16 protein-coding genes are annotated in these 25700 nt (G+C 71.9%); 15 read left to right on the plus strand and 1 reads right to left on the minus strand.

Translation table 11 applies throughout. The features are described 5' to 3' along the window. The first annotated feature begins 111 nt into the window (after nucleotides 1-111). The 9 genes from WA640_RS11115 (at nucleotide 112) to WA640_RS11155 (ending at nucleotide 15273) form a co-directional block, all read left to right on the plus strand. On the plus strand, nucleotides 112-1779 hold the full coding sequence (locus WA640_RS11115; protein WP_335987709.1) for an FAD-dependent oxidoreductase: 1668 nt from the start codon (nucleotides 112-114) through the stop codon (nucleotides 1777-1779). After that, nucleotides 1772-3277: an FAD-dependent oxidoreductase gene (locus WA640_RS11120; RefSeq protein WP_335987710.1), complete on the plus strand. Its 1506-nt coding sequence runs from the start codon at nucleotides 1772-1774 to the stop codon at nucleotides 3275-3277. The genes WA640_RS11115 and WA640_RS11120 overlap by 8 nt, the downstream gene beginning before the upstream one ends. Continuing rightward, a complete protein-coding gene (locus WA640_RS11125; protein WP_335987711.1) occupies nucleotides 3274-6684 on the plus strand; it encodes a hypothetical protein in 3411 nt (1136 codons plus the stop codon). Before WA640_RS11120 ends, WA640_RS11125 begins: the two co-directional genes overlap by 4 nt. Further along, nucleotides 6681-7886: an SGNH/GDSL hydrolase family protein gene (locus tag WA640_RS11130; protein WP_335987712.1), complete on the plus strand. Its 1206-nt coding sequence runs from the start codon at nucleotides 6681-6683 to the stop codon at nucleotides 7884-7886. The genes WA640_RS11125 and WA640_RS11130 overlap by 4 nt, the downstream gene beginning before the upstream one ends. 19 nt (nucleotides 7887-7905) lie before the next feature. Next, complete coding sequence (locus tag WA640_RS11135; RefSeq protein ID WP_335987713.1) at nucleotides 7906-9546, plus strand: extracellular solute-binding protein; 1641 nt, start codon at nucleotides 7906-7908, stop codon at nucleotides 9544-9546. Nucleotides 9547-9560: 14 nt separating this feature from the next. Further along, nucleotides 9561-10547 carry an ABC transporter permease gene (locus tag WA640_RS11140; RefSeq protein ID WP_335987714.1) on the plus strand — a complete coding sequence of 329 codons (987 nt, stop codon included), beginning with the start codon at nucleotides 9561-9563 and terminating at the stop codon, nucleotides 10545-10547. Then, the gene (locus WA640_RS11145) at nucleotides 10544-11461 is read left to right on the plus strand and encodes a carbohydrate ABC transporter permease (protein ID WP_106363713.1); all 918 of its coding nucleotides are present in this window, start codon (nucleotides 10544-10546) and stop codon (nucleotides 11459-11461) included. Before WA640_RS11140 ends, WA640_RS11145 begins: the two co-directional genes overlap by 4 nt. 54 nt (nucleotides 11462-11515) lie before the next feature. Continuing rightward, on the plus strand, nucleotides 11516-13651 hold the full coding sequence (locus tag WA640_RS11150) for a hypothetical protein (RefSeq protein ID WP_335987715.1): 2136 nt from the start codon (nucleotides 11516-11518) through the stop codon (nucleotides 13649-13651). Between the two features lie 152 nt (nucleotides 13652-13803). After that, nucleotides 13804-15273, plus strand: a complete 1470-nt coding sequence (locus WA640_RS11155; RefSeq protein WP_335987716.1) for an MFS transporter — start codon at nucleotides 13804-13806, stop codon at nucleotides 15271-15273. Here WA640_RS11155 and WA640_RS11160 read toward each other — a convergent pair. Continuing rightward, the gene (locus WA640_RS11160; RefSeq protein WP_335987717.1) at nucleotides 15270-16268 is read right to left on the minus strand and encodes a LacI family DNA-binding transcriptional regulator; all 999 of its coding nucleotides are present in this window, start codon (nucleotides 16266-16268) and stop codon (nucleotides 15270-15272) included. The genes WA640_RS11155 and WA640_RS11160 overlap by 4 nt on opposite strands. Nucleotides 16269-16370: 102 nt before the next feature. Here WA640_RS11160 and WA640_RS11165 point away from each other — a divergent pair, with 102 nt between their 5' ends. From WA640_RS11165 to WA640_RS11190, 6 genes are all read left to right on the plus strand, one after another. After that, entirely contained in the window at nucleotides 16371-18188 is a 1818-nt protein-coding gene (locus WA640_RS11165) for a glycoside hydrolase family 2 protein (RefSeq protein WP_335987718.1), read from the plus strand. A gap of 140 nt (nucleotides 18189-18328) precedes the next feature. Further along, complete coding sequence (locus WA640_RS11170) at nucleotides 18329-19618, plus strand: ABC transporter substrate-binding protein (RefSeq protein ID WP_335987719.1); 1290 nt, start codon at nucleotides 18329-18331, stop codon at nucleotides 19616-19618. Next, nucleotides 19615-20529 (plus strand): carbohydrate ABC transporter permease, encoded by a 915-nt coding sequence (locus WA640_RS11175; protein WP_335987720.1) that lies wholly within the window; start codon nucleotides 19615-19617, stop codon nucleotides 20527-20529. Before WA640_RS11170 ends, WA640_RS11175 begins: the two co-directional genes overlap by 4 nt. Then, nucleotides 20526-21380 carry a carbohydrate ABC transporter permease gene (locus WA640_RS11180; protein WP_335987721.1) on the plus strand — a complete coding sequence of 285 codons (855 nt, stop codon included), beginning with the start codon at nucleotides 20526-20528 and terminating at the stop codon, nucleotides 21378-21380. The genes WA640_RS11175 and WA640_RS11180 overlap by 4 nt, the downstream gene beginning before the upstream one ends. Further along, complete coding sequence (locus WA640_RS11185) at nucleotides 21377-21985, plus strand: hypothetical protein (RefSeq protein ID WP_335987722.1); 609 nt, start codon at nucleotides 21377-21379, stop codon at nucleotides 21983-21985. Before WA640_RS11180 ends, WA640_RS11185 begins: the two co-directional genes overlap by 4 nt. A gap of 68 nt (nucleotides 21986-22053) precedes the next feature. After that, entirely contained in the window at nucleotides 22054-25683 is a 3630-nt protein-coding gene (locus WA640_RS11190) for an alpha-glucuronidase family glycosyl hydrolase (protein WP_335987723.1), read from the plus strand. The last annotated feature ends 17 nt before the right edge of the window (nucleotides 25684-25700 follow it).

The raw sequence follows: 25700 nt of genomic DNA on the forward strand, positions 1-25700 counted from the left end.
ATCGCTCTTGACATCTCCCGGCATCCTTGCGGTAACGTGGGCTCGACCTCATCGAATATCGACTGCGTTGCTGATAATATCAGCAACCATCATCGACCGGGAGACCCCCACATGCCTCCAGTGCACGAGACCGCGACCGACCTCCTCGTCGTCGGCGGCGGGCTCGGCGGCGTCGCCGCCGCCCGCACCGCCGCCCGCCTCGGCCTCCACGTGCTGCTCACCGAGGAGACCGACTGGCTCGGCGGGCAGCTCACCGCCCAGGCCGTGCCCTCCGACGAGCACCCCTGGATCGAGTCCGGCCTCACCTCCGCCGGGTACCGCGAACTGCGCGACCGCATCCGCGACTACTACCGCCGCAACTACCCCCTCACCGCGGCGGCCGAGGCCGAGCCCGCCCTCAACCCCGGCCTCGGGAACGTCTCGAAGCTCTGCTGCGAGCCGGCCGTGGGCGTCGCCGCCATTGACGAGATGCTCGCCCCCTACCGCTCCGCCGGGCGCATCACCGTCCTGTACGGGCACGTGCCGGTCGCCGCCCACGTCGAGGGCGACCGCATCGCGGCCGTGACCCTCCGCGGCCCGCAAGGCGACCGCACCGTCACCGCCCCGCTCGTCGTGGACGCCACCGAGCTCGGCGACCTCCTCGAACTCGCGGGCGTCGAGCACGTCGTGGGCGCCGAGTCCCACGCCCAGACCGGCGAGCCCTACGCCGCCCCCGAGCCCGACCCGACCGACCAGCAGTCGATCACCTGGACCTTCCCCCTCGAATACCGCCCCGGCGAGGAGCACGTGGTCGACCGGCCCGCCTCCTACGACCACTGGCGCACCCACGTGGACGACTTCTGGCCCGGACCCCAGCTGTCCTGGGAGAAGATCGACATCCACACCATGGGCGGGCGCACCAACCGCATCTTCGAGGGCGACATGGACGCCGTCATGCTCCCCGACCTGTGGCACTTCCGCCGCATCCGCGCCCGCACCCAGTTCGACCCCGAGCTCATCGACACCGACATCACCCTGGTGAACTGGCCGAACATCGACTACTGGGAGGCCCCGCTCATCGGCGCCGACGTCGACGCGGCCGCTCGCGACCTCGCCCTGCAGCGCTGCAAGGAGCTGTCGCTGTCCTACCTCCACTGGATGCAGACCGAGGCCCCGCGCCCCGACGGCGGCACCGGCTACCCCGGCCTCAAGCTCCGCCCCGACCTCACCGGCACCGCCGACGGGCTCGCCAAGACCGCGTACATCCGCGAGTCCCGCCGCATCAAGGCCCGCTTCACTGTCTTGGAGCAGCACGTCGCCGTCGTCGACCGCCCCGAGGGCCAGGGCGCCGAGCAGTTCGCCGACTCGGTGGGCATCGGCCACTACAACATCGACCTCCACCCCAGCGCCGCGGGCGTCAACTACGTCAACCTGGAGACCTACCCGTTCCAGATCCCGCTCGGCGCGCTCCTGCCCGTGCGCGTGCGGAACCTCCTGCCCGCCAACAAGAACATCGGCACCACCCACATCACCAACGGCTGCTACCGCCTCCACCCCGTGGAGTGGTCGATCGGCGAGGCCGTCGGCGCCCTCGCGGCCCTGTGCGCCGCCGAGAAGACCGAGCCGCACGCCGTCGGCGACTCCCCGCGCCTCACCGAGGACCTCCAGCAGCTCCTCGCCACCACCGTGGGAGCCCCCGTGGCCTGGCCCGAGGACGTGCAGCGGACCCGCCCCTCGCAGGCGTCCAAGAACGCGACCCCGGTGCTCGCCAAGCCGAAGAAGCGGGTGCCCGGTGCCTGACGTCCTCATCTACGGCGCCACGCCGGCCGGGATCATGGCCGCGCTCCGCCTCTCCCTGCGCGGATACAGCGCCCTGGTCCTCGAACCCACCGGGCACGTCGGCGGCATCGTCGCGGGCGGCCTCGTCAAGACCGACACCCCCGACGTCCCCGAGGCCCTCGCCGGGCTCACGCGCACCCGGTTCTTCGCCGGGATCGGCGCCGAGTACGGCGAGGACGGCCCGAAGTACCTCTTCGAACCCAAAGCCGCCGAACGGGTCTCGTGGAACCTCTTGCACGAGGCCGGAGCGGAGGTCCGCACCGGCCAGCGCGTCGAGTCGCCCGCCGACGTCGAGCGCACCGCCGACCGCATCACCGCCGTCCGCACCGGCGGCGAGTGGCACCGGGCCCGGTTCTTCATCGACGCCTCCTACGAAGGCGACCTCATGGCCCACGCCGGAGTGCCGTACACGACGGGCCGCGAAGCCGCCTCCCAGTACGACGAGCCCCTCGCCGGGTTCCAGCCCGCCCGCGCCTACCGCCGCGGCCCCTTCACACCCAACACCGGCTACCCGGTCGGGCCTGTCCCCCTTGAGGCCGAAGGCGACGCCGACGGCAAGACCCAGGCGTACAACTTCCGCGGCGTCCTCACCCGCGAAGCCGACCGCCTCCCCTTCGAACGGCCCCACGACTACGACCCCGCCCGCTACGGCCACCTCCTCCAGCACCTGCGCGACCGCGACGTCGCCGGGCTCTCCTCGATCGTCACCCATACCGCCGCGCTCCCGAACGGCAAGTTCCAGACCAACCAGGCCCTGTTCTTCGGCTTCGACCTGCCCGGGGCCTCCTGGGACTACCCCGACGGGTCCTGGAAGCGCCGCGACGACATCGTCGCCGAGCAGGCCGCCTGGCACCAGGGGATGCTCTACTGGCTCGCCAACGACCCGGCCCTCCCCGAGGCCTTCCGCGCCGACGCCCGCACCTTCGGCCTCCCGCCCGACGAGTTCACCGACAGCCCCCTGGGCCCCGGCTTCCCGCACGCCCTCTACGTCCGCGAGGCCCGCCGCATGGTCGGCGCGCACGTCCTCACCCAGCACGACCTGCTGAAGCCGAACAACCGAAAGGCCACCGCCGTCGCCTGCTGGGCCTACGCGATGGACTCCCACGTCGTCCAGTACTACCCCGAAGGGGACGGCACCGTGGTCGGCGAGGGCACCCTCTCCGGCACGGTCCACAACCCGCCCGTGGACCTCTACGAGATCCCCGCCGAGGTCCTGTTCCCCTCGCGCGGCACCGCGAACCTCACCGTCGCGGTCTGCTTCTCCGCCAGCCACATCGGGTTCTCCTCGCCGCGCATGGAACCGAACTTCGGGATGCTCGGCGAAGCCTGCGGCGAACTCGCCGCCCAGTCCCTCGCCACCGGACTCCCGGTGCAGGACTACGACTACCCGGCGCTGGCGGCGGCGCTCACCGAGCACGGCGCGGTCCTCGACCTCCCCGACAAGGGACGGCGCCCATGACCGACGTCATCGAGTTCCCGATCGGCGGCCCGGACCTGCCCGCGTTCCAGCCCGGCCCGCTCGACGCCGCCGCAGGGTGGCGCGACCACCGGATCGAGCTGACAACCGAAGTACCCCAGGGGAACTGGCTGCTGCGGCTCGAATTCGACGCCGGGCACGGGCCCTGCCCCGACCTGCTCGTGGACATCGACGGACGGGCCGGGCTGTTCCACCCCGACGTGGTCCGCGAGGACCGCTCCGAGGTCTACCGGCACGGGCCCATCGCGGGCGCGGCCGTCGTGGAGGTCCCGCTCGGGGACCTCGCCGCGGGGGAGCACCGCATCGGCGTCACCACCACATTGGACGCCGAGGCCGCGACCGGCCCCGTCGCCGACCCCGGCGGGCCCACCCGCCATCGCGAGCAGTTCGGCCACCACTTCGGCTCGGGCCTCACCTGGCGGCGCCTCGCCCTGGTGCCCCACGACGCACCGGCCCGAGTCCACGTCTCGCTCGCATCGACGCCGCTGTTCATCGAAACCGAAGGGCTGCACCAGCTCGTCGACCTCACCGTCACCGCCCCCTTCGGCGCCGCCGCCCCCCGCACCGCCGAGGTCCGCATCGCGGACCGCACCTGGACCCACGACCTCGCGCGCCCCGGCCGTGACGCCGGCCAGGTCCGGGTCCGCTTCCCCGTCCCCGGACTCACCGGCCCGACCGCGGCCGAGGTCCGCCTCGACGGCGGCGCGCCCGCCGCGTTCACCCTCGAACCGAAGCGCAAGTGGACCGTGCACCTCATCCCGCACGTCCACCTCGACGTCGGCTACACCGACGTCCAGGGCAAGGTCCTCGAACTCCACTCCCGCAACCTCGACCGCGCCCTCGCCGCCCTCGACCGCGACGACGGCTTCGCGTTCTCCGTCGACGGGTCACTCGTCGTCGCCCAGTACCTCGCGACCCGCTCCGGCAAGCGCGCGGAGCGCGTCCTCGCCGCGCTCCGCTCGGGCCGCGTCTCCGTGAACGCCTTCCACTCCCTGTTCCTGTCCGGCGTCGCGAGCCTCGAAGAGGTCTACCGGGCCGCCTACCTCGCGGCGCGGCTGCGCGACGAGCACGGCGTGCCCGTCGACTACGCCAACCTCACCGACGTGCCCTCCTACTCCGCGGCCGTCCCGTCCATGCTGCGCGCCTTGGGGATCGACGCCTTCGTGGGCATCGAGAACCACCACCGCGGCGGCGGCGCCGACTCCGACCTCCAGCACCTCGCCAGCCCCGTCATGTGGGAGGGGATCGACGGCTCCCGCGTCCTCACCCACTTCTCCGACACCTACTCCCAGCTGCGGTTCATGGCGGGCGACCCGCAGACCCTCGCGGGCGGCGCGCACGCGCTCGCGCGCTTCCTCGCCCGCTACGAGCGCGAGGACTACCTCCCGCACGACCTGCCCGTCATCGGCACCCACGCCGACAACGAGGACCTCGCCGACGGCGACGCCGCGTTCGCGGCCCGCTGGAACGCCGCCTACGCCTGGCCGCGCATCGCAGTGTCCACCATGGCCGGCTACCTCGACGCCGTCCGCCCGCTCGCCGACCGGCTCCCGGTGTGGCGCGGCGACGGCGGCTCCTACTGGGAGGACGGCGTCGGCACCGGCGCCGCCGTCGCGGCCGAGCACCGCCGCACCCAGGCGCTCCTGCCCGTCGCCGAGGCCCTCGCGGCCCTCATCGCGTGCACCGACGACACTTACCGCCCCAACCGCGACGCCCTCGACGCCGCCTGGGAAGGCGCCCTCTTCGGCTGCGAGCACACCTGGACCTGGTCCCACGCCAACGCCCACCCGCACGGCGACCAGGTGGGGGACCAGCTCGACTGGAAGCGCCACCAGGTCCACACCGGACACCGGAACGCCCTGGACGAGACCCGCCGCGCCCTCTCGCAGCTCGGCGAGCTCGTCACCACCGCCGGCCCGACACTCCTGGCGCACAACCCGCTCGGCTGGGCCCGCGACCTCGACGTCGAGGTGGAGGCCCCCGCCGGGACCCCGTTCCTCCACGGCGGCGAACCCCTTCCGACCGAGGCGCTGGCCGACTGCGACGGCCTCGTCAAGCACCGCCTCACCGTCCCGGACGTGCCGCCCTTCGGCTACCGCGCCGTCCCCATGGGCGCGGCCCGCACCCTCGCCCCCGGCGAGGAGGGCGGGGTCGCCGAACGCACGGCCGCAGCGATCGACGACTGGCGGCCCGTCCCGGCGACGCTCACCACCGACCGCTGGGACCTCGCCCTCGACCCCGACACGGGCGCCGTCCGGTCCCTCACCCACCGCCCCACCGGCCGGGCCCTGCTCGACCATGCCCTGCAAGACCCAGCCTCGCCGTGGCGGCTCGGCGACGTCCTCTACGTCCTCAACGGACCGGACGCGCTCACCAGGGGCGACCACCCCGACGCGTTCGCGCACTCCGGTGCGCCCCATACCCATCCGCATCCGCCGACGTCCACGATCTCCGGCCGCCGCCCGCTCGCCGACCCGCCCGACCTCACCGTCGCCGCCGCCGCGATGCGCCCGGTCGGCCTGCGCCGCACCTACGACGGCTGGCGCCTGCGCACCGTCGGCACCGCCCGCAACCTTCCGCACGTCGAGGTCGACCTGCTCCTGCGCGACGGCGACGACCGCGTCGACGTCCACGTGCGCTTGGAGAAGGAGCGCGAACTCGCCAAAGAGGCCGTCTACGTCGCCTTCCCCTTCGCCGCAACCGAACCGCGCTTCCACTACGACCGCCAGCAGGGCTGGGTCGACCCCGCGGCCGACCACGCCCCCGGCGCCTGCAACGAGTGGTTCACCACCCAGTACGGCGTCGCCGTCGAGACCGCCCCCGGCGGGCCGGCCGTCTACTGGACCAGCGCCGACGCACCACTCGTCGCCCTCGGCGACATCGTGCGCGGCGAATGGCCCGACCACTTCCGCCCGCGCAGCGGCGCGGTCTTCTCGTGGGTCATGAACAACTACTGGCCCACCAACACCCCGCCAGAACAGCACGGGACCCTCGACCTCCACTACTCCTTCACGCCCGCAACCGGATTCGACCCCGCCGCGGCCGGCGTCTTCGGCCGCGAGACCCGCTTCCCCGGCGTCGCGAGCGAGGTCAACCGCCTCGACAAGTTCGACACCGACCCCCGGCCGCTCCCGGCCGACGCCGCCTCCCTCCTGGACCTCGACCTGCCGCCCGGCGTCCACGCCACCGTCGCCGAACCGCGCGACCGCGACGGCCTGCTCGTCCGGCTCCAGGACCTCACCGGGCGCGGCGCGGAGGTGCCGCTCCCGCCCGGGACCGCCGTGCGCTGCCGCGCCGACGAGACCCCGCTCCACCCCCTCCACGGCCCCGCGGTCGCCTTGCGGCCCTGGGAGGTCGTATCACTCCTCCTGAAAGGGGCCGCCCGATGAAACGGCGAGTCCTCCTCGGCGCCGGAGCCGCGATCGGCGGCACGGCCCTCGGCGGTGCGATCACCGCCGCACCCGCCGCCGCCCAGACCGCCGCGGGCCCCCGCGTCGGCACCTGGGGCGCCGCCGCCTACCCCCTCGCCGACGTGACCTTCGGCGGCCGGACCGGCCGGTTCATCGTCCGCACCAGTGTCCCCGGAACCGCGCCGCGCCTGCGCCTGTCCAACGTCGGCGGCACCGCCCCGCTCACCGTCGGTACCGTCTACTTCGGCCTCCACACCGGAGGCGGGGCCGTCGCCGCGGGCACCAACAGGGCCGTCACCTTCAGCGGCAGCGCCTCCGCGGTCATCGCCGCCGGGGCCGTCGTCCTCTCCGACCCGATCGACCTCGACCTCCCCGCCGAAGCCGATGTCGCCGTGAGCATCCACGTCCCGGACACCGTCGCGAACGTGACCGGACACAGCATCGCCGCCCAGCGCTCCTACCTCACCGTGGACGGCGACCACGCCGCCGACGAGTCCGCCGACGCGTTCACCGAGTTCATCTCGAAGTGGTACCTCCTCGACGAGATCACCGTCCAGCTCGACGGCCCCGGCGGCGCGGTCGTGTGCCTCGGCGACTCCATCACCGACGGCGTCGGCTCCACCTCGAACCTGAACCGGCGCTGGCCCGACTACCTCGCCCGCAGGCTCCTCGCCGCGGGCGCGAGCACCGGCGTCCTCAACGCGGGCGTCTCCGGCAACCGGGTCCTGTGGGACGGCGCGGCCCCCTCCGCGCAGGCCCGCCTCGACCGCGACGTCCTCTCCCACCCCGGCGTCCACGCCGTGGTCCTCCTCGAAGCGATCAACGACATCGCCTCCGGGAAGGCCGCGGCCCCCGGTGACCTCCTCGCCGCGTACGCGCAGATCCGCGAGCGCCTCGCCGTCCACGGCGTGCGCCTCGTCCTCGGCACCGTCACCCCCTGGCTCGGCTCGGCGAGCTACACCGACGCCAAGGAGGCCATCCGCGTCGCCGTCAACACCGCGATCCGCGAGAGCGGCGACCCGTACATCGACTTCGAGGCCGCCGTCCGCGACCCCGACGACCCCAGGAAACTGCGCGCCGAATACGACTCCGGCGGCGGCGTCCACCCCTCGTGGGCCGGCTACGAGGCCATGGCGGCCGCCGTAGACCTGACGCTGCTGGAACCGAACCCTTCACTGTGACACCTGATCGGAGCTGATCATGAGCGACATCCACATCGGCAGGCGAGGCCTGCTCCGGGCGACCGGCGGCGCCGCGCTCCTCGCGGCCGCGGGCGGCACCGCCGCGTGCGGCGACGGCGCGGGCACCGGCGAGGCCCAGACCCTGAGCGAGACCGGCGTCGAACTGCCCTCCTACATTCCCAGCGAGATCGCCGCCCCGGACCTCCCCGCCACCGAGGACGGCGTCCTCGCCGGGTACTACTCCTTCCCGCGCGACCTCGTCGACGCCTTCGACGCGCCGCCCGCCGACGGCGCCGGGACGGTCTCCATCCTCACCAACATGTTCAACCCGGTCCCGCCCGGCATGGGCGACAATGCCTACTGGCAGGCCGTCAACGCCTCCGTCGGGGCCGAACTCGACATCACCATGACGCCCGCCGCCGACTACCTCGCGAAGCTCTCCACGATCATCGCGGGCGGCGACCTCCCCGACATGCTCCTGGTCTCCGCGAGCCTCGCCAACCGCTCCGACGTCCTCGCGAACCTCTGCGCCGACCTCTCCGGGCATATCTCCGGCGACAAGATCGCCGACTACCCGCACCTCGCGAACTTCCCCACGGACTCCTGGCTCCCCAGCGTCTACAACGGCGGCCTGTACGGCGTCCCGAACCCGCGCGCGATCGTCGGCACCATCATGTTCGCCCGCGGCGACCTCTTCGCCGCGCAGGGCCTCAACCTCGCGCCCGGCAGCTACGACGAGTTCCTGGAGGCCGCCACCGCCCTCACCGACCCCGCCGCCAACCGGTGGGCCTTCGGCAACCCGCGCGGCCTCATCACCTACGTGGGCAACATGCTCGGCGTCCCAAACGTGTGGCGCGAAGAGGGCGGCGAGTTCACCAACGAGTACGAGACCGAGGAGCGCCGCGAAGCCGTCGCCCGGGTCGCCGAGATGATGGCCGCCGGGCTCTTCCACCCCGACGCCGCCTCCGAGAACATCAACCTCCGCGACCTGTTCGGCAACGGCACCATCGCGATGGGCCCCGACGGCTACGCCGCCTGGGACATCCTCGCCGACACCTACGGCGTCGACGTCCAGGGCATCCCCGCGCCCTCCTACGACGGCAGCGGCGAGGGCGTCCACCGCGCCGGGACCACCAGCTTCGGCCTCATGGCCTTCAAGAAAGCCGACGACGACCGCATCGCGCAGCTCCTCAACGTCGCGAACTGGCTCGCCGCCCCCATCGGCTCCACCGAGTACATGCTCCGCAAGTTCGGCGTCGAGGGCCAGCACTTCGAATGGGACGGCGACACCCCGGTCAAGACCGCGTTGGGCACCAACGAGACCACCGTCCCGTTCGAGTACGTCACCGACGCCGCCCCGATCCTCGGCCCCCGCGCCCAGGCCCGCGTCGACGCCCAGCGGGCCTTCCAGGAGACCGCCGTCCCGCGGATCGTCCGCGACCCGTCCATCGGTCTGTACTCGAACACCGCCATCGACAACGCGGGGGAGCTGGCCGAGATCATCAAGGCCGCCGAACTCGACATCGTCTCCGGCCGCAAGGGCATCGAGGCCTGGGACGAGGCCGTCGACGCCTGGCGCGCCGCGGGCGGCGACGCGATCCGCGCCGAGTTCGAGGCCGCCGTCGACACCGCCTCCCCGTCCCCGTCCGAGAGCGCCTGATGGGCGCCCCGCCGATGACCGGCACCAGGACCACCGCACCGGCGAGCGGACCCCAAGCGGGTCCGCCGCCGGGCGCGGCCCGGCCCCGCCGCGCCGGTCGTGCGCAGCGGTTCCGCAGGGACCGGTTCCTGCTGCTCCTCGCCCTGCCGGGGATCGCGGTCGTCCTGCTGTTCCACTACCTGCCTCTGGCCGGGAACGTCATCGCGTTCAAGGACTACCAGCCGTACATCGGTATCAACGACTCCCCGTGGGTCGGGTTCGCGAACTTCTCGGTCATCTGGAACGGCGACCCCGAGTTCCTCAACGCGCTCACCAACACGCTCGTCATCTCGTTCGTGCAGGTCGCGTTCGTCTTCCCCATCCCGATCGCGCTGGCGCTGCTGCTCAACTCGCTCCTGTCCGAGCGCCTCAAGCGCCTCGTCCAGTCGGTGCTGTACCTGCCGCACTTCATGTCCTGGGTGGTCGTCGTCGCGATCTTCCAGCAGATGCTCGGCAACGCGGGCCTGCTCAACACGTTCCTGCGCACGCACGAGCTCGGCGACGTCTCGCTCCTGGGCAACCCCGACCTGTTCATCCCGCTCATCACCGCGCAGGTCATCTGGAAGGACGCGGGCTGGGGCACCATCATCTTCCTCGCCGCTCTGTCGCGAGTGGACACCGAGCTGTACGAGGCGAGCGCCGTCGACGGCGCCTCGCGCTGGCGCCAGCTCTGGCACGTGACCCTGCCGAGCATCCGCGGCGTCGTGGTGCTCCTGCTCATCCTCAAACTGGGAGACGCGCTGACCGTGGGCTTCGAACAGATCATCCTGCAACGGGACTCGGTGGGCGCCGACGCCTCCGAAGTGCTCGACACGTACGTGTACTACAACGGCGTCATCGGCGGCGACTGGGGCGTCGCGGCCGCGGTGGGCCTCGTCAAGGGCCTGGTCGGCCTCGTCCTCGTCTACCTCGCGAACAAGTTCGCGCACCTCCTCGGCGAGAGCGGGGTGTACCAGAAATGACCGCCCTCGCCAACCGCAAGCCGGTGCGCCGCAACGTCAACGGCACGCCCCCGCCCGGAATCGCCGTGCGCGGAGCCAAAGGCGTCGTGCTCATCCTCGCGTGCGCGTTCGTGGTGATCCCGTTCCTCGCGGTCGTCTCCACGAGCCTCGCCGACCAGCAGCAGATCACCGAGGCCGGCGGGTACGTGCTGTGGCCCGAGCGGCCCAACCTCGACGCGTACCGCGCGATCCTCGCCGGGGGCGTCGTCACCAGGGCCCTGTTCGTCTCGGTCGGCGTGACGCTCGTCGGCACGCTGCTCTCCCTCGCGTGCACCGCGCTCCTGGCGTACGCGCTGTCGCGGCCCGGGTCGTTCGCCCACAAGCCGCTGCTCATGACCGTCCTGTTCACGCTGTTCTTCACGCCCGGGATCATCCCGATGTACCTGCTGGTCAGGTCGATCGGCCTGCTCGACTCGTACTGGTCGCTCATCCTGCCGGTCCTGGTGAACGCCTTCCAGGTGCTCATCATGCGCGCGTTCTTCATGGAGATCCCGCGCGAGCTCACCGACGCCGCCCGCATCGACGGCGCGGGGGAGCTCCAGATCCTCACCCGGATCGTGCTGCCCCTGTCGAAGGCCGTGCTCGCCGTGATCGGCCTGTTCCAGGCCGTCGCGTTCTGGAACGCGTTCTTCAACGCCGTCCTCTACATCAACGACACCGCGAAATGGCCGCTGCAACTGGTCCTGCGCACCTACGTCGTCGACAACACCTCCCTCGGCGTGGACGGCACCGAACTCGCCGGGGCCGCCATGCCCGCCTCCCAGTCGATCCAGATGGCGATCCTCGTCGTCAGCCTCGTCCCGATCGCCCTCGTCTACCCGTTCCTCCAGCGCCACTTCGCCAAAGGCATCCTCATCGGCGCCGTCAAGGGCTGACCGACTTCCGATCCCCGCTCACTGAACCCCCGCCGTCACGAAGGAGTGACCACCATGAGCACCGACCACGCCCCCGAACCCCGCACCCTCACCCGCCGCGGCCTCACCGCCCTCGGCCTCGGCGGCCTCGCGGGCGCCGCCTTCGCCGCCCCCGCCAATGCGAACAACGACCAAGGCGAGGACACGCTCGCCCAGCTCGCGGGCGCCGAGCCCGTCGCCACCGTCGAGGACCTCCGCGACAAGGCCGGGACAGCCCCCGGCGAGACCGTCTACCTCGTCGGCTACCACCTCGACACCCCCGGCCGCGGCGGCGGCGTCCTCTTCTGGGACGCCGAGTCCACCGCCGACGACGATGGCGGCACCGTCTTCGCCGTCGCGGGCACCGCCACCGGCCGCTGGCGCCGCCAGGTCGAGTCCTACGCCGACCTCTCCTGGTTCGGCTGGCGCGGCGACGGCGAGGCCGAAGCCGACGACACCACCGCCGACTCCGGGCCCCTCCAGGCCGCGATCGACGCCCTCCCCGCCGGAGGCACCATCGCGATCGGCCCCGGCATCGTCCTCCTCCGCGCCACCGTCAACGTCCTGCGCGTCCCCATCACCTTCGCCGGGGCCGGGCACACCGACAGCCTGGCGACCGGCACCCAGATCCTCGTCGACACCGGCGCCGAGGACGGGTTCCTCCTCACCGGCATGCACGGCGGCGGCTTCCGCGACCTCCAGATCCGCGGCACCGGCCTCACCGGCGGCTCCCTCGTGCGCACCGAGCGCGCCGGGTCCGAGAAGGACGACGGCAACTACATGATCGCCTTCTCCAACGTGCGCTTCCGCGACGGATACAACGGCACAACCCTCCGCGGCTGCAACACGATCCGCTTCCAGAACTGCGTGTGGAACACCTTCTCCGGCGAGCACGTGGTCCTCCTCAACGGCGTAGCCGACGACAACCGCGCCGACCCGATCGAGTTCGTCCAGTGCGGCATCGCCGCCGGGCCCGACAACACGACCACCGACAACGTCATCGTCGACGGCCTCGGCGGCTCCCTCAAGTTCATCGCCACGGCCGTCCTCTTCGGACGCCACGGCCTGTGGATGCGCAACACCACCGGCACGACCGCGCTCCCCAAGTTCGTGTACTTCGAAGGCGGCGGCTTCGAGAACACCCACGGCGTCTCCGTGCTCCTCGAACGCGGCGCCCAGGCCCAGTTCGCCAACACCTACATCTCCACCGACGGCGAAGACGACCTCGTCCGCGTCGGCCCCGACTTCACCGGCTCCGTAACCTTCGCCGGCTGCGTCATCCGCGGCGCGGGCCGCAACGGCATCGACTTCGCCTCCAAGCGCCTCACCGTCTCCGGGTCCCTCATCGGCAACAACGGCCGCACCGCCCACGTCGACTTCGCCCGCACTATCGACGCCATCGCCGACAACGGGGACGGGAAGTTCCGCGTCACCACCGCCGCGGCCCACGGCTGGCAGACCGGCGACCGCGTCACCGTCTACGACGCGGACGGCACCACCGCGGCGAACGGCAAATGGACCATCACCGTCGTCGACGACGACACGTTCGACCTCCAGGGCTCCGAGGCCTCCGGCTCCTACTCCGGCGGCGGCTCGGCCTACCGCCACGGCGCGGGCCTCAACATCCGCGAAAGCGCCACCCGCGTCGTCGTCACCGGCAACGCCGTCGGCGGCTTCGTCGGCGACGGCACCAACCGCCAGGACTACGCCCTCGTCACCGCCGCGCCCGACGTCCTGGTGTCCGCCAACGACTTCAACGGCAACCACGCGGGCGGCCTGCTCATGAGGACCACCCCCACCGCCGAGACCCGCATCTCCGGCAACAAGGGCACCGGCGACGTCGACGGCTGGTTCGCCGCCCGCGTCGACGGCGCCGTCGCCAATGGCACGTACGACTTCCCCGGCGCCCTCTACATCGCGGGCGAACGCGTCACGATCGTCAAGACCGCGCTCGCCGTCGCCGCGGGCGGCTGCTCCGTCCGCTTCGCCGTCAACGGCGAAGCCGCCACCGGTCCCGTCGCCGCCACCGCCGACCCCGCCGTCAAGACCATCACCACCGCGGCCGTCGTCGACGGCACCGCCGCGCCGAAACGCATCGGGCTCCTCGTCCAGAGCGCCACCGCCGACGCCGCGGACCTCACCGTGCAGTTCGGCTACCGCCGCGCCGGATGACCTTTAGGGCCTGACCCACAGGACAGGCCCTAACGCCGTCCGCCGCCCGGCCGCGGCGGACGGCGCCCCCGGGACCGCTGAATCCGCGGCCCCCGCCTCGTCTCTACCGGTAACGGCGCCGCACCGGCGCCCTTGAACCGGGAGACCCGTCCATGACCACCACCGAACCCGCCGTCCGCCCAGGGCGCACCCTGAACCCCCGCCTCGCGCTGGCCCTGCTCGCGCTCCCGTCGATGCTCATCGCCATCGACATCAGCGTCCTCAACGTGGCCCTGCCGCAGATGGCCGCCGACCTGCGGCCCACCCCGACCGAACTGCTGTGGATGAACGACATCTACGGCTTCATGGTCGGCGGCACCATGATCACCATGGGCGCCATCGGCGACCGGATCGGCAGGCGGCGCCTCATCGTGTGGTGCTCGGTGGTGTTCGCGCTCGCGTCGGCGCTGGCCGCGTTCGCGGTGGAGCCGTGGATGATCATCGCCACGCGCGCCGTGATGGGCGTCGCGGGGGCGGCGATCATGCCCGCGTCGATGGCGCTCATCGGGCGGATGTTCCCCGACCCGAAACGGGCCGTCGCCGCCATGGGCGCCTACATGACGTGCTTCCTCACCGGCATGGCCGCCGCGCCGCTCATCGGCGGCGTCATGATGGCGCACTGGTGGTGGGGCTCGGTGTTCCTCCTCGGCGTCCCGGTCATGCTCGTGACGCTGGTCGCCGCGCCGCGCCTGCTCCCCGAATACAAGGCCGAGTCGGCCGGGCGCATCGACCTGCCCAGCGCCGCCCTGTGCCTCGCCTCGATCCTCCTTGTGGTGGCCGCCCTGAAGCTGCTCGTGAACGGCGGCTGGTCCTGGGAGCCCGCGCTCGCCGGGGCCGTCGGGCTGGGGCTCGGGGTCGTGTTCGTGCGCCGCCAGCGCGCCCTGGACGACCCGCTGGTGGACCTGGCGCTGCTGCGTCGCCCCGGCGTCGCCCGCGTCATGTGGGTGCTGTTCCTGACGGCCCTGCTCATGGGCGGCACCTCGCTGTTCTGGTCGTTCTACCTGCAAGACGTGCAAGGGTTCTCGCCCCTCTTCGCGGCCCTGTGGCTGCTGCCCTCCACGGTGGCGATGATGTGCGCCTCGAACCTGGGCCCGTGGCTCGGGCAGCGGATGGCGCCGACCAAGGTCGTGATGATGAGCCTCGCGGTGATGGCGGCCGGGTTCGTCTGCTACGCGGCGGCCACGACCGGCCGGGCCGGGATCGCGGCGATGGTCGCCGGGAGCGTGCTCGCCACGGCCGGGATCGGGGCGGCGTTCCCGTTCCTGATGAACGACGTGATCTCCCGCGCCCCGCAGGAGCGGGCCGGTTCGGCGGCGTCGTTCGTGCAGACCGCCAACGAGATCGGGATCGCCACGGGCCTGGTCGTCCTCGGCAGCGTCGGCACCGTCGTCTACCGCGCCGCCATGGGCGCGCAGTCCGGGTCCTGGGTGGACGGCTACCGCGATGCGGCCCAGAACACCGAAGTGCTGCACCGCGTCAGCGAGGCGTTCACCGCGGGGTTCCGCACGGTCGGCCTCGTCGGCGTCGCCGTCATGGCGGTCGTGCTGGTCCTCTACGCGGCCCGCGCTCGCATGGCCGACTAGCGGACCACGATCGAGAACGGCACCTCGTGGTGTCCCGGGTCGTCCTTGTCGGGCGCGGCGATGATGTCGAGCACGCGGTTGGCGAGGGCCTCGCGGCCCGGGGCCACGGTCGAGAACGCGGGGATCGAGTAGCGGCCGTCGGCGATGTCGTCGAACCCCATGACGCGCACCTGCTCGGGGACGGCGAGGCCGCGCACGCCGAGCGTGTACAGCGCCCCCAGCGCGAGCGAGTCGTTGAAGCACAGGAGGCCGTCGAACGAGGCGCCCGCGTCGAGGAGCCGCTGCGCCGCGCGGGCGCCCTCGGCGCGGTTGAACTCCTGGACGTGCCCGGTCAGCGCGTCGTCCGGTGCGATGTCGGCGCGGCGCAGCGCGAGCGCGTAGCCGTCGAAGCGGTCGCGGGAGGTCTCCATCGGGCCCTCGTCCTGGACGCCGATGGTGGCGATCCTGGTGCAGCCCTGGGCGATCAGCTCGGCGGTGGCGGCGGCAGCGGCGGCGACGTTGTCGATGCCGACGTGGTGCTCCCGCTCGCCCGCGATGCGCTCGCCGTGCTCGCCGACGAGGACGAGCGAGACGTCCCGGCGCCGCTGCTCCACATCGGAGGCGTCGAGTCCCAAGGGGCTCAAGATGAGCCCGTCAATGGCGGGCAGCCCGGTGCCGTCGAGGGCCTCCAGTTCGCGTTCGCGCGCGCCGCCGGTCTGGGAGACCAGGACGGTGAGGTTGCGGTCGCGGGCGACGTCGACGAAGACCGACGCCAGCTCGGCGAAGTACGGCTCGGCGAGCGTCGGCAGCGCGAGCGCGAGTACCCCGCTGGAGCCGCGGCGGAGCTGGCGCGCGGCGAGGTTCGGCCGGTAGCCCAGCTCCTCGATCGCGACCAGGACCTTCTCGCGGACCTCGGCGCCGACCCAGCCGGTGTTGTTGACGACGTTCGACACGGTCTTGGGGCTGACGCCCACGCGCGCGGCGATGTCGGCGAGGGTGACGCGAGGTTGGGCCATGGGAGTCTCTCTGTTGTGACGGGGCGCGAAAACGCTCAGTCGATGATAGCGGCCCGGCTGGTACATTCAACGTTGAACTATACCGATGAGGGAGTCGTGAACATGAAGAACCAGTCGCCGGTGTCCGGCATCCGCGCGAGCCGCCAGGAGGTCGCCCGCCCGCGCCCGCAGCTGCTGCGGGAGTCGTTCCTCGACCTGAGCGGGGAGTGGGGCTTCGCCCACGACGACGAGGACCGGGGCCTCGCGGAGGGGTGGTGCGACGGCCGGGCGCTGCCGCGGTCGATCACCGTCCCGTACCCGCCTGAGTCCGCGGCGTCCGGGGTCGGGGAGACCGGGTTCCACCCGGTCGTCTGGTACCGCCGCGAACTCGCCGCCGCGGACCTCGCCGCGGTCGGGCACGAGGCGGGCCGCCGCCTGATCGTCCACTTCGGCGCCGTCGACTACCGCGCGAGCGTGTGGCTCGACGGGCGCCTGGTCGGGTCCCACGAGGGCGGGCACACGCCGTTCGCGCTCGACCTCACCGACCATCTCGGCGCGGGGCCGGGCGTCCTGGTCGTGCGCGCCGAGGACGACCCGCTCGACATCGCGCAGCCGCGCGGCAAGCAGGACTGGCACGAGTCGCCGCACGCGATCTGGTACCACCGCACCACCGGCATCTGGCAGCCCGTGTGGCTCGAATCCGTTGCGGCCCTGCACATCACCGGCGTCCGTTGGACCTCCGACCTCACTCGCGGCACCGCCACCGCGCAGGTGACCCTGAACCGCCGCACCGACGCCGCCGTGCGCGTGCGGATCGCCCACGAGGGCGAGGTGATCGGCGAGGCCGAGGCCCGCGCCGGGGGCGCCCAGGTCGCCGTCACCGTCCCCCTCGCGGGGCAGGAGAACGGCCAGCACTACGAGCAGCTGCTGTGGCGGCCCGAGTCGCCGACGCTCCTCGACGCGTGGATCGCCGTGGGGGACGACGCCGTGGCGAGCTACCTCGGCCTCCGCTCGGTCGCCGTCGCCGACGGCCGGTTCCTCGTCAACGACCGGCCCGTGGTTCTGCGTTCCGTACTGAGCCAGGGCTACTGGCCCGACACGCACCTCGCCGCCCCCGAGCCGGCGCTGCGGCGGGAGGCGGAGCTCATCGCCGAGCTCGGCTTCAACTCCGTGCGCGTCCACCAGAAGATCGAGGACCCGCGCTTCCTGTACCACGCCGACCGGCTCGGGCTCCTCGTCTGGGGCGAGATGCCCGCGACCTACACGTTCTCGGACGAGGCCGTGGTCCGCACGACCCGCGAGTGGACCGAGGCGGTGCGCCGCGACGCCTCGCACCCGTCGATCGTGACCTGGGTGCCGCTCAACGAGTCCTGGGGCGTGCAGCACCTCGCGTCCCGCGGGGACCAGCGCGCGTTCGCCGAGGCGCTCTACCACCTGACGAAGGCCCTCGACCCTTCGCGGCCGGTCATCTCCAACGACGGCTGGGAGCTCGGCACCTCCGACCTGTGGACCGTCCACGACTACGAGTCCGAGGGCGCGGTCCTCACCGCGCGCTACGACGTGCCCGAAGCCGACCTGCGGGCCTCCCTCGAAGGGATCGGCCCGTCGGGTCGCCGCATCCGCCTGGACGGCACCGAGGACCGCGGCGAGCCCGTGATGCTCACCGAGTTCGGCGGCGTCAAGTGGGCGCCCGGCGCCGCATCCGAGGAGGCCTGGGGCTACTCCGAGGCTTCGAGCGCGGAGGACTTCGACCGCCGCGTCGGCGACATCCTCCGCGCCGTCCAGGGCGCCTCGATCGGCCGCGGCCGCCGGACCGGGCTCGCGGGCTGGTGCTGGACGCAGCTGACCGACACGCTCCAGGAGGTCAACGGCCTGCTCACGGCCGAGCGGAAGCCGAAGCTCCCCATGGAGCGGCTCCGCGCGCTCGTGCGCGGGGACTAGCCCGTTCCATATCGGCCGTTGCCCCTCGCGAGGGGTGTGTGATAGCGTTCGCCAAAATAGTTCAGCGTTGAACTGGATCCGCCTTAGTTCAACGCTGAACTATCCCGGCACGCCACCAGTCCAGCCACTGAGGAGGATCCATGTCAAGAACGAAGACGCTCGCGGCCCTCGGCGCCGCAGCGGCGCTCGGGCTCGCCGCGTGCTCGAACGGCGGCACCCACGAGGCCGCCACCTCGTTCGCCGCCGACACCGAAGCCGAGATCACCTTCACCTGGTGGGGCAACGAAGAGCGCGCCGACTGGATGAACCAGGCCCTCGACCTGTTCAACGAGGAGTACCCGAACGTCGAGGTCGTGCGCAACTTCAACGCCTGGGGCGACTACTGGACCGCCCGCAACACCGAGGCCGCCGGCCAGGCCCTCCCGGACGTCCTCATGATGGACGCCGGCTACCTCGGCGAGTACGCCGACAAGGGCCTGTTCCTCGACCTCGGCGCCTACCAGGGCGGCCTGCTCGACACGAGCGGCTACGCCGACACCCTCCTGCAGTCCGGCACCGTCAACGACCAGCTCGTGGGCGTCCCCATGGGCTACAACGCCTGGTCCATGATGTACAACAAGGACCTGCTCGACGAGCTCGGCGTCCCCTACCCGACCGACGACATGACCCTCGACGACCTCGAAGCCTATGTGCTCCAGGTGAACCAGGCCGGGGCCTCGCACGACCCGCGGATCTACGGCGCCTCCGACTACACCGGCGGCCTCCCCGGCTTCATCTACTCCCGCATGCAGGAGGGCGAGCCCGTCTTCACCGAGGACGGCCGCCCGGCCTTCGAGGAGCAGGACGTCGTCGACTACCTCGACTCCGTCGCCGACCTGCGCGACAACGGCGACTTCTACCCGATCGAGCGCACCGTCGCCCTCGACCCGCTCGGCGGCTTCCTCGGCGGCGAGGCCGCGCTCTGGTTCAACTTCTCCACCACCGTCGCCCAGGCCATGAGCGACATCGGCACCGAGAACATCGGCATGGTCCAGGCCCCCACCGAGAACGGCCAGCACGTGCTCGCCGATCACCCGAGCATGCTCCTGTCGGTCGCCGCGAACTCCGACCAGCCCGACGCCTCCGCCGTCCTCGTCGACTTCCTCGCGAACTCGCCCGAGGTCAAGGCCATCTTCGGCGCCTCCCTCGGCGCGCCGCCCACCGAAGAGGGCCGCGCCGCCGTCGAGCAGTCCGTCTCCGACTCCGTCGACTTCGGCTACCTCGACGCCGTCGCGGACGAGATCACCGAGAGCTACCCGCTCCTGCCCTCCGGCTACGGCTCCATCGAGGCCAAGTGGGGCGAGCTCCACGAGCAGCTCCTCTACGGCGACATCGACACCGAGCAGCTCGCCGAAGAGCTGTTCGCCGAAATGGACATGCTCCTCGGATGACCGCGACGCGCCAACGCGCCCGCGACCGCTCCACCCGCGCCGGATACGCGTTCCTCTCCCCTTGGCTCATCGGGTTCCTCGGCCTCACCGCCGGGCCGATGATCGCCTCCCTGTACCTCTCGTTCACCGACTACAACCTCTTCACCGCCCCCGAGTTCGTCGGCATCGAGAACTACCAAAGGCTCCTGACGGACTCGAACTTCCACCAGGCCGCCAAGGTCACCGCCCTGTACGTCGTCTTCGGCACCCCGATCAAGCTCGCCGCCGCGCTGGGAGTCGCCTTGCTCCTGCACAACTCCCGGCGCGGCCAGGGCTTCTACCGGTCGGCCTACTACCTGCCCTCGCTCATCGGCGGCAGCGTGTCGATCGCGATCGTCTGGAAGGCCATGTTCATCGACGAGGGCATCGTGGCGCAGATCGGCTCCGTCTTCGGCGGCCCCGACGCGTCGGCGGGCGGCTGGGTCGGCGACCCCGGCCGCACCCTCCCGATGCTCATCCTGCTCACCGTGTGGCAGTTCGGCGCCCCCATGGTCATCTTCCTCGCGGGCCTGAAGCAGGTCCCGACCGAGATGTACGAGGCCGCCGAAGTGGACGGCGCCGGACCCGTGCGCCGCTTCTGGAACATCACCATCCCGCTGCTGTCCCCGGTGCTGTTCTTCAACCTCCTGCTGGAGACGATCCACGCGTTCCAGATCTTCAACTCCGCGTTCATCATCTCCAACGGCTCGGGCGGCCCCGCCCAGTCGACCCTGTTCTACACGCTGTACCTCTACTTCCGCGGCTTCCGCGACTTCCAGATGGGGTACGCGTCCGCGATGGCCTGGGTGCTCGTGATCGTCGTCGGGCTCATCAGCCTCCTGCTGTTCCGCAGCTCGAAATCGTGGGTGCACTACTCGGGAGACGACCGATGAGCCGAAAGAAGAACGCACGCCGCACCCGCGGCTCGATCCTGTTCCACGCCTTCGCACTCGCGGTGCTCGTGGTCATCCTCTACCCCGCGGTGTGGATGCTCATGAGCTCCTTCAAGCCGAGCAGCGAGATCATCGGCGAAGTGAGCCTCCTGCCCGCGAACGGGGGCTTCCAGAACTACGCGAAGGCCCTCGAAGGCATCGGCGGGATCTCCTTCTGGACCTTCGTCCTGAACTCGCTGGTCCTCGCCGCGGGCTCAGTCGTCGGCATCCTGCTGTCGTGCTCGCTCGCGGCCTACGCGTTCGCGCGCGTGGCCTTCCGCGGCCGGAACCTCTTCTTCGTGTGCATGATCGTCACGATGCTCCTGCCGTTCCACGTCGTGATCATCCCGCAGTACATCGTGTTCAACAACCTCGGCATGATCAACACGTACTGGCCGCTGCTCCTCGGCAAGTTCCTCGCCACCGACGCGTTCTTCGTGTTCCTGATGATCCAGTTCATCCGCGGCCTGCCGCGCGAACTCGACGAGGCCGCCGTCATCGACGGCGCGGGCCACCCCCGGATCTTCTTCTCGATCATCCTGCCGCTCATGAAGCCCGCGCTCGTCACCTCCGCGATCTTCGCGTTCATCTGGTCGTGGAACGACTTCTTCGGGCCGCTGCTGTACCTCAAGGAGCCCGGCATGTACACGATGCCGCTCGCCTTGCGGCTCTACGTGGACCAGACCTCGACCTCCGACTACGGCGCGCAGATGGCGATGGCGATCCTGGCGCTCCTGCCGGTGCTGCTGTTCTTCTTCGCCTTCCAGCGCCAGCTCGTCGGCGGCGTCGCCACCCAGGGGCTCAAGGGATGAGCGCGCGCACCGCCCCGAAGCGCCGGGCCCCGGCGGAATACCTCGTCCGCTTCGGCGGCGGTGCGCTCGGCCTGTTCGGCGAGATGATCGTGGTCGGCCTCGTGGTCACCGCTCTGTCGCTCCCGCTGGCGACGGCCCTTGCGGCCGTCGCCGCGGGCACCCGCCACCTCGACCGCCACGCCGCCGACCACGGCGACGGCCTCGGCGACCTCCTGACGTCCGCCTGGAGGGCCTTCCGGACCGGTTGGGCCGCAAGCGCACTGACCGCGCTCGCGGTGGCACTGCTCGGCCTGAACGTGGCGCTCGGCGTCCAGGGCCTCGTCCCCGGCGGGATGCCCCTCGCGGTCGTCAGCGCGGTCTTCGCCCTGGCCATTGCGACTGTCGCGGCGCGGGCGGCCTCCCTGTGGGAGCCCTCCGCGGACTGGCGCGACCTCTTCCACGAGGCCGCGGTACTCACGGCCGCCGACCCGGTCGGCACCGCCTACGTCCTCATCGGACTCGGCGTCGCCGCGGTCGTCGCCTGGATGTTCCTGCCGCTCATCGTCATCGCACCGGGCATGCTCGCCGTCGCGCTCATCGCGGCACGGCGTCGCGCCCGCGCCTAGCCCCTGCTCCGTCAACCGACGATCCCCGACACCTTGAGAAAGCGCATACCCTCACACGGGAGTTGACAATGACGTCACCACACGGGCCCGGTCGGCCGACGCGCCGCGGGCTGCTGCGGACCGGCACCCTGACCGCGGGCGCCCTCGCCTTCGCCACCGCCGTATCGCCCTGGGCCGCACAGGCACAGGAGACTCCGGGACCCGACGGGCCGCTCTGGCTCCGCTACCGCCGGCCCGCCGACCCCGGCCTCCTCGCCCAGTTCAGGGCCACCTTCAAACGCGTCGCCGCCTTCGGCGACGACCCGCGCATCGCCAATGCCGAGGCCGAGGTCCGCCGTGCGCTCACCGGCCTCACCGGGACCGAGCCCGCCAGCGGCTGGTCGGGGGAGCACGGCACCCTCGTCATCGGCACCGCGGACGCGTCGCCGCATCTGCGGATCGACGACGCCGACGCCCTCGGACCGGAGGGCTTCGCGATCCGCGTCGAGCGCTCCGGCCGCCGCGTCAAGCGCGTCATCGTGGCCGCGAACGCCCCCGCGGGCGTCCTCTACGGCTCGTTCCACCTGATCCGCATGCTCCAGAACGGCATCGCGCCCGCGGACCTCGACGCCACCGAGACCCCCGACCTGAAGCTGCGGATGCTGAACCACTGGGACAACCTCGACGGCTCGGTCGAACGCGGCTACGCCGGACGCTCCATATTCGACTGGGACGCGCTTCCCGAGATCTCCCAGCGCATGACGGACTACGCGCGGCTCACCGCCTCGATCGGGATCAACGCCACGGTCCTCAACAACGTCAACGCCGACGCGGCGTTCATCGACGCGCCCATGCTCGCGAAGCTCGCTCCGCTGTGCGCGATGCTCGCGACCTGGGGGATCAGCCCGTGGCTGTCCCTGAACTACGCCAGCCCGATCGTCCTCACCGCGGACGACGAGGACCCGATCACCACCGCCGACCCCGCGGACCCGCGGGTCCAGGCCTGGTGGAGCGCGAAGATCACCGAGGTCAAGGAGGCGATCCCGGCGCTCGGCGGGTTCCTCGTCAAGGCCAACTCCGAGGGCCGCCCCGGCCCGCTCGACTACGGGCGCACGCACGCCGACGGCGCCAACATGCTCGCCCGCGCCGTCGCCCCGCACGAGGGCCTCATCGTGTGGCGGTCCTTCGTCCACGAGGACTTCGGCGACTGGGCCGAGTACCAGCACCGCGTGTTCGCGCCGCTCGACGGCGAGTTCGACGACAACGTCATCGTCCAGACCAAGAACGGCCCCATCGACTTCCAGGTCCGCGAACCCGTCCACCCCCTGTTCGGCACGCTCCAGAACACGAACCAGACCGCCGAACTCCAGATCACCCAGGAGTACACCGGCCAGGCCGGGCATGCGGTGTACCTCGCTCCGATGTGGCGTGAAGTCCTCGACTTCCCCACGGGCGGGCCCGGAACCGGCCCCACGGTCGCCGAGATCATGGCCGCCGACCGCGCCGGGCTCGCGGGAGTCTCCAACTTCGGCGACGACGACAACTGGACCGGCTACGACCTCGGGGCCGCGAACAGCTACGCCTTCGGACGCCTCGCCTGGTCCACCGGCGCCGACCCGTGCGACCTCGCCGCCGAGTGGATCCGCATGACCTTCGGCCTCGGCCCCGCCGACACCGCCGCGGTCGCCGGAATCCTGCTCGACTCGTGGCGCACCTATGAGGACTACACGTCGCCGCTCGGCATGGGCTACTTGAGCAACCCCGGCGGCGCGCACTTCGACCCCGACCCGGTCGGCACCGTCACCCAGTCCCACCACAGCACCGGCGCGGGCACCGGCTTCGACCGGACCGTCACCACCGGCACCGGCTTCACCGGCCTGTACCCCGACGCGTGGACCGAGGTCTACGAGGACCTCGACACCGTGCCCGACGAACTGCTCCTGTTCATGCACTGGGTGCCTTACGACCATCGGCTCCGCTCCGGCGCCACCGTCATCCAGCACCTCTACGACACGCACTTCCTCGGGGTGGAACGCGTGCGCGAGTTCGCCGACGCCTGGGCCGGCCTCGCCGGACGCGTCGACCCCGAGCGCTTCGCGGCCGTGGCCGACGCCTTCGCCGCGCAGATCGGCCACGCCACGACCTGGCGCGACGCGATCGTGGCGTTCTTCTTCGACCTCGGCCGCGTCCTCGACGAGGACCGGTCCTGGACCCAGGTCGCCGTCCCCGGAGAACGGGTCCTCGTCGGCGGGTGGGGCAACCGCGTCGCCGTCGAGGTCACCAATGCGAGCGGCGAAGCGCGCGAATTGACCGCCCGCCTCGCGCCCGCCGAAGGCGACTGGGGCGCAGCGGCACTCGACGTCCCCTCGCGCGAGACCGCCACCGCGGTCCTCCCCGTCGAACCGCCCCTCCGCGGCTGGGAGGGCCCCGTCGACGTCGAGATCGCACCCGAGGGGACCCTGCTCGGAGGTCGCGGGCTCCGCTTCCTCGTCGCGCCCGCCGGGCAGCGCTGCCACCTCGCCCTCGACGCCGGGACCGACGGCTCACCGGTGCAGCCGGGCTACCGGCGCCTCACTCCCGCGACGACATGGTCTGAGGCCCAAGGCTTCGGCTGGATCTCAGGCCCGACCCCGAACGGGCGCGACCGGAACGTCCTCGAACCGCTCACCGCCGACCTCGTCGGCCACGCGAGCGCCTGCACGCTCCGCATCGCCGTACCGGCCGGGCGCCACACGGCCCAGCTGCTCATCGGCGACCGGGGCGCCCGCTGCCGGCCCTTCACGATCACCGTGGGCGACACCGAGGCCACCACTCCCGACCTCCCGTCCGGCTCGTTCGCCTGGGTGGACCTGGACCTCGACGGCGGCGGCCCGGTCGACCTGCGGTTCGAAGGCATCGACGACTGGTGGAAGCTCGCCGCGCTCGTCATCCCGGACCCGGACGCCCCGCTTCCGCCCGTGCGCGTCCACGCCGCCACCGCCGAACCGGTCTGGTGGACCGGCGGCACGTACGAGGTCCTTGCGGCAGTCGCCAACAGCGGCGACACCGATGCGGAGGTCACGGTCGAGGTCGCCGTTCCCGACGGCTGGGCCAGCGAGCCGGTCACGGTCACCGTCCCCGCAGGGTCCGAACAGGACATCGCCGTCCCGGTGACCGCCGGACCGGACCCCGCCATCAAGCGCCTCGCGCTCACCGTCCACGCCGACGGCGCCGAGCTCGAAACCGGCAGGCTCGTCGAGGTCGTCGCCGCCCCCGACCCGGCCCGGGCCGCGCTCGCCCTCGACGCCGGGCCCGACGCGGAAGCCGTGCTCCCCGGCTACGCGGCCCTCACGCCCGAGAGCGACTGGGACGCCGACCGCGGCTACGGCTGGAACGGTCCGCGGCCCGGCGCCCGCGACCGGCGCAACACCGACCTGCTGCGCCGCGACCTCGTCGTCGCCACCGCCGAACGGACCCTCGACCTCGCGATTCCCGGAGGGCCGCACCGGGTCTGGATCCTCACCGGCGACCCGCTCACCGACTCGGCGATCACCGTCGTGTCCGAGGACGGCGGGGAACTGGGCCGCTCCGGCCCCGCCACCCTGCCGGCGCGGGCGATGACCTGGTTCTCCTTCGACCTGGACGGCGGCGCCGACGGCCGCACCGTGTCCCTGACCCTCACCGGCAGCGGGCTCAACCAGATGTGGCGCATCGCCGCGCTCGCCGTCCTGCCCCAGTGAACCCGCTGAAAGAGAGG

This window comes from Glycomyces sp. MUSA5-2 (genome assembly GCF_037034145.1).
In the GTDB taxonomy this organism is placed as follows: Bacteria; Actinomycetota; Actinomycetes; order Mycobacteriales; family Micromonosporaceae; genus Glycomyces; species Glycomyces artemisiae.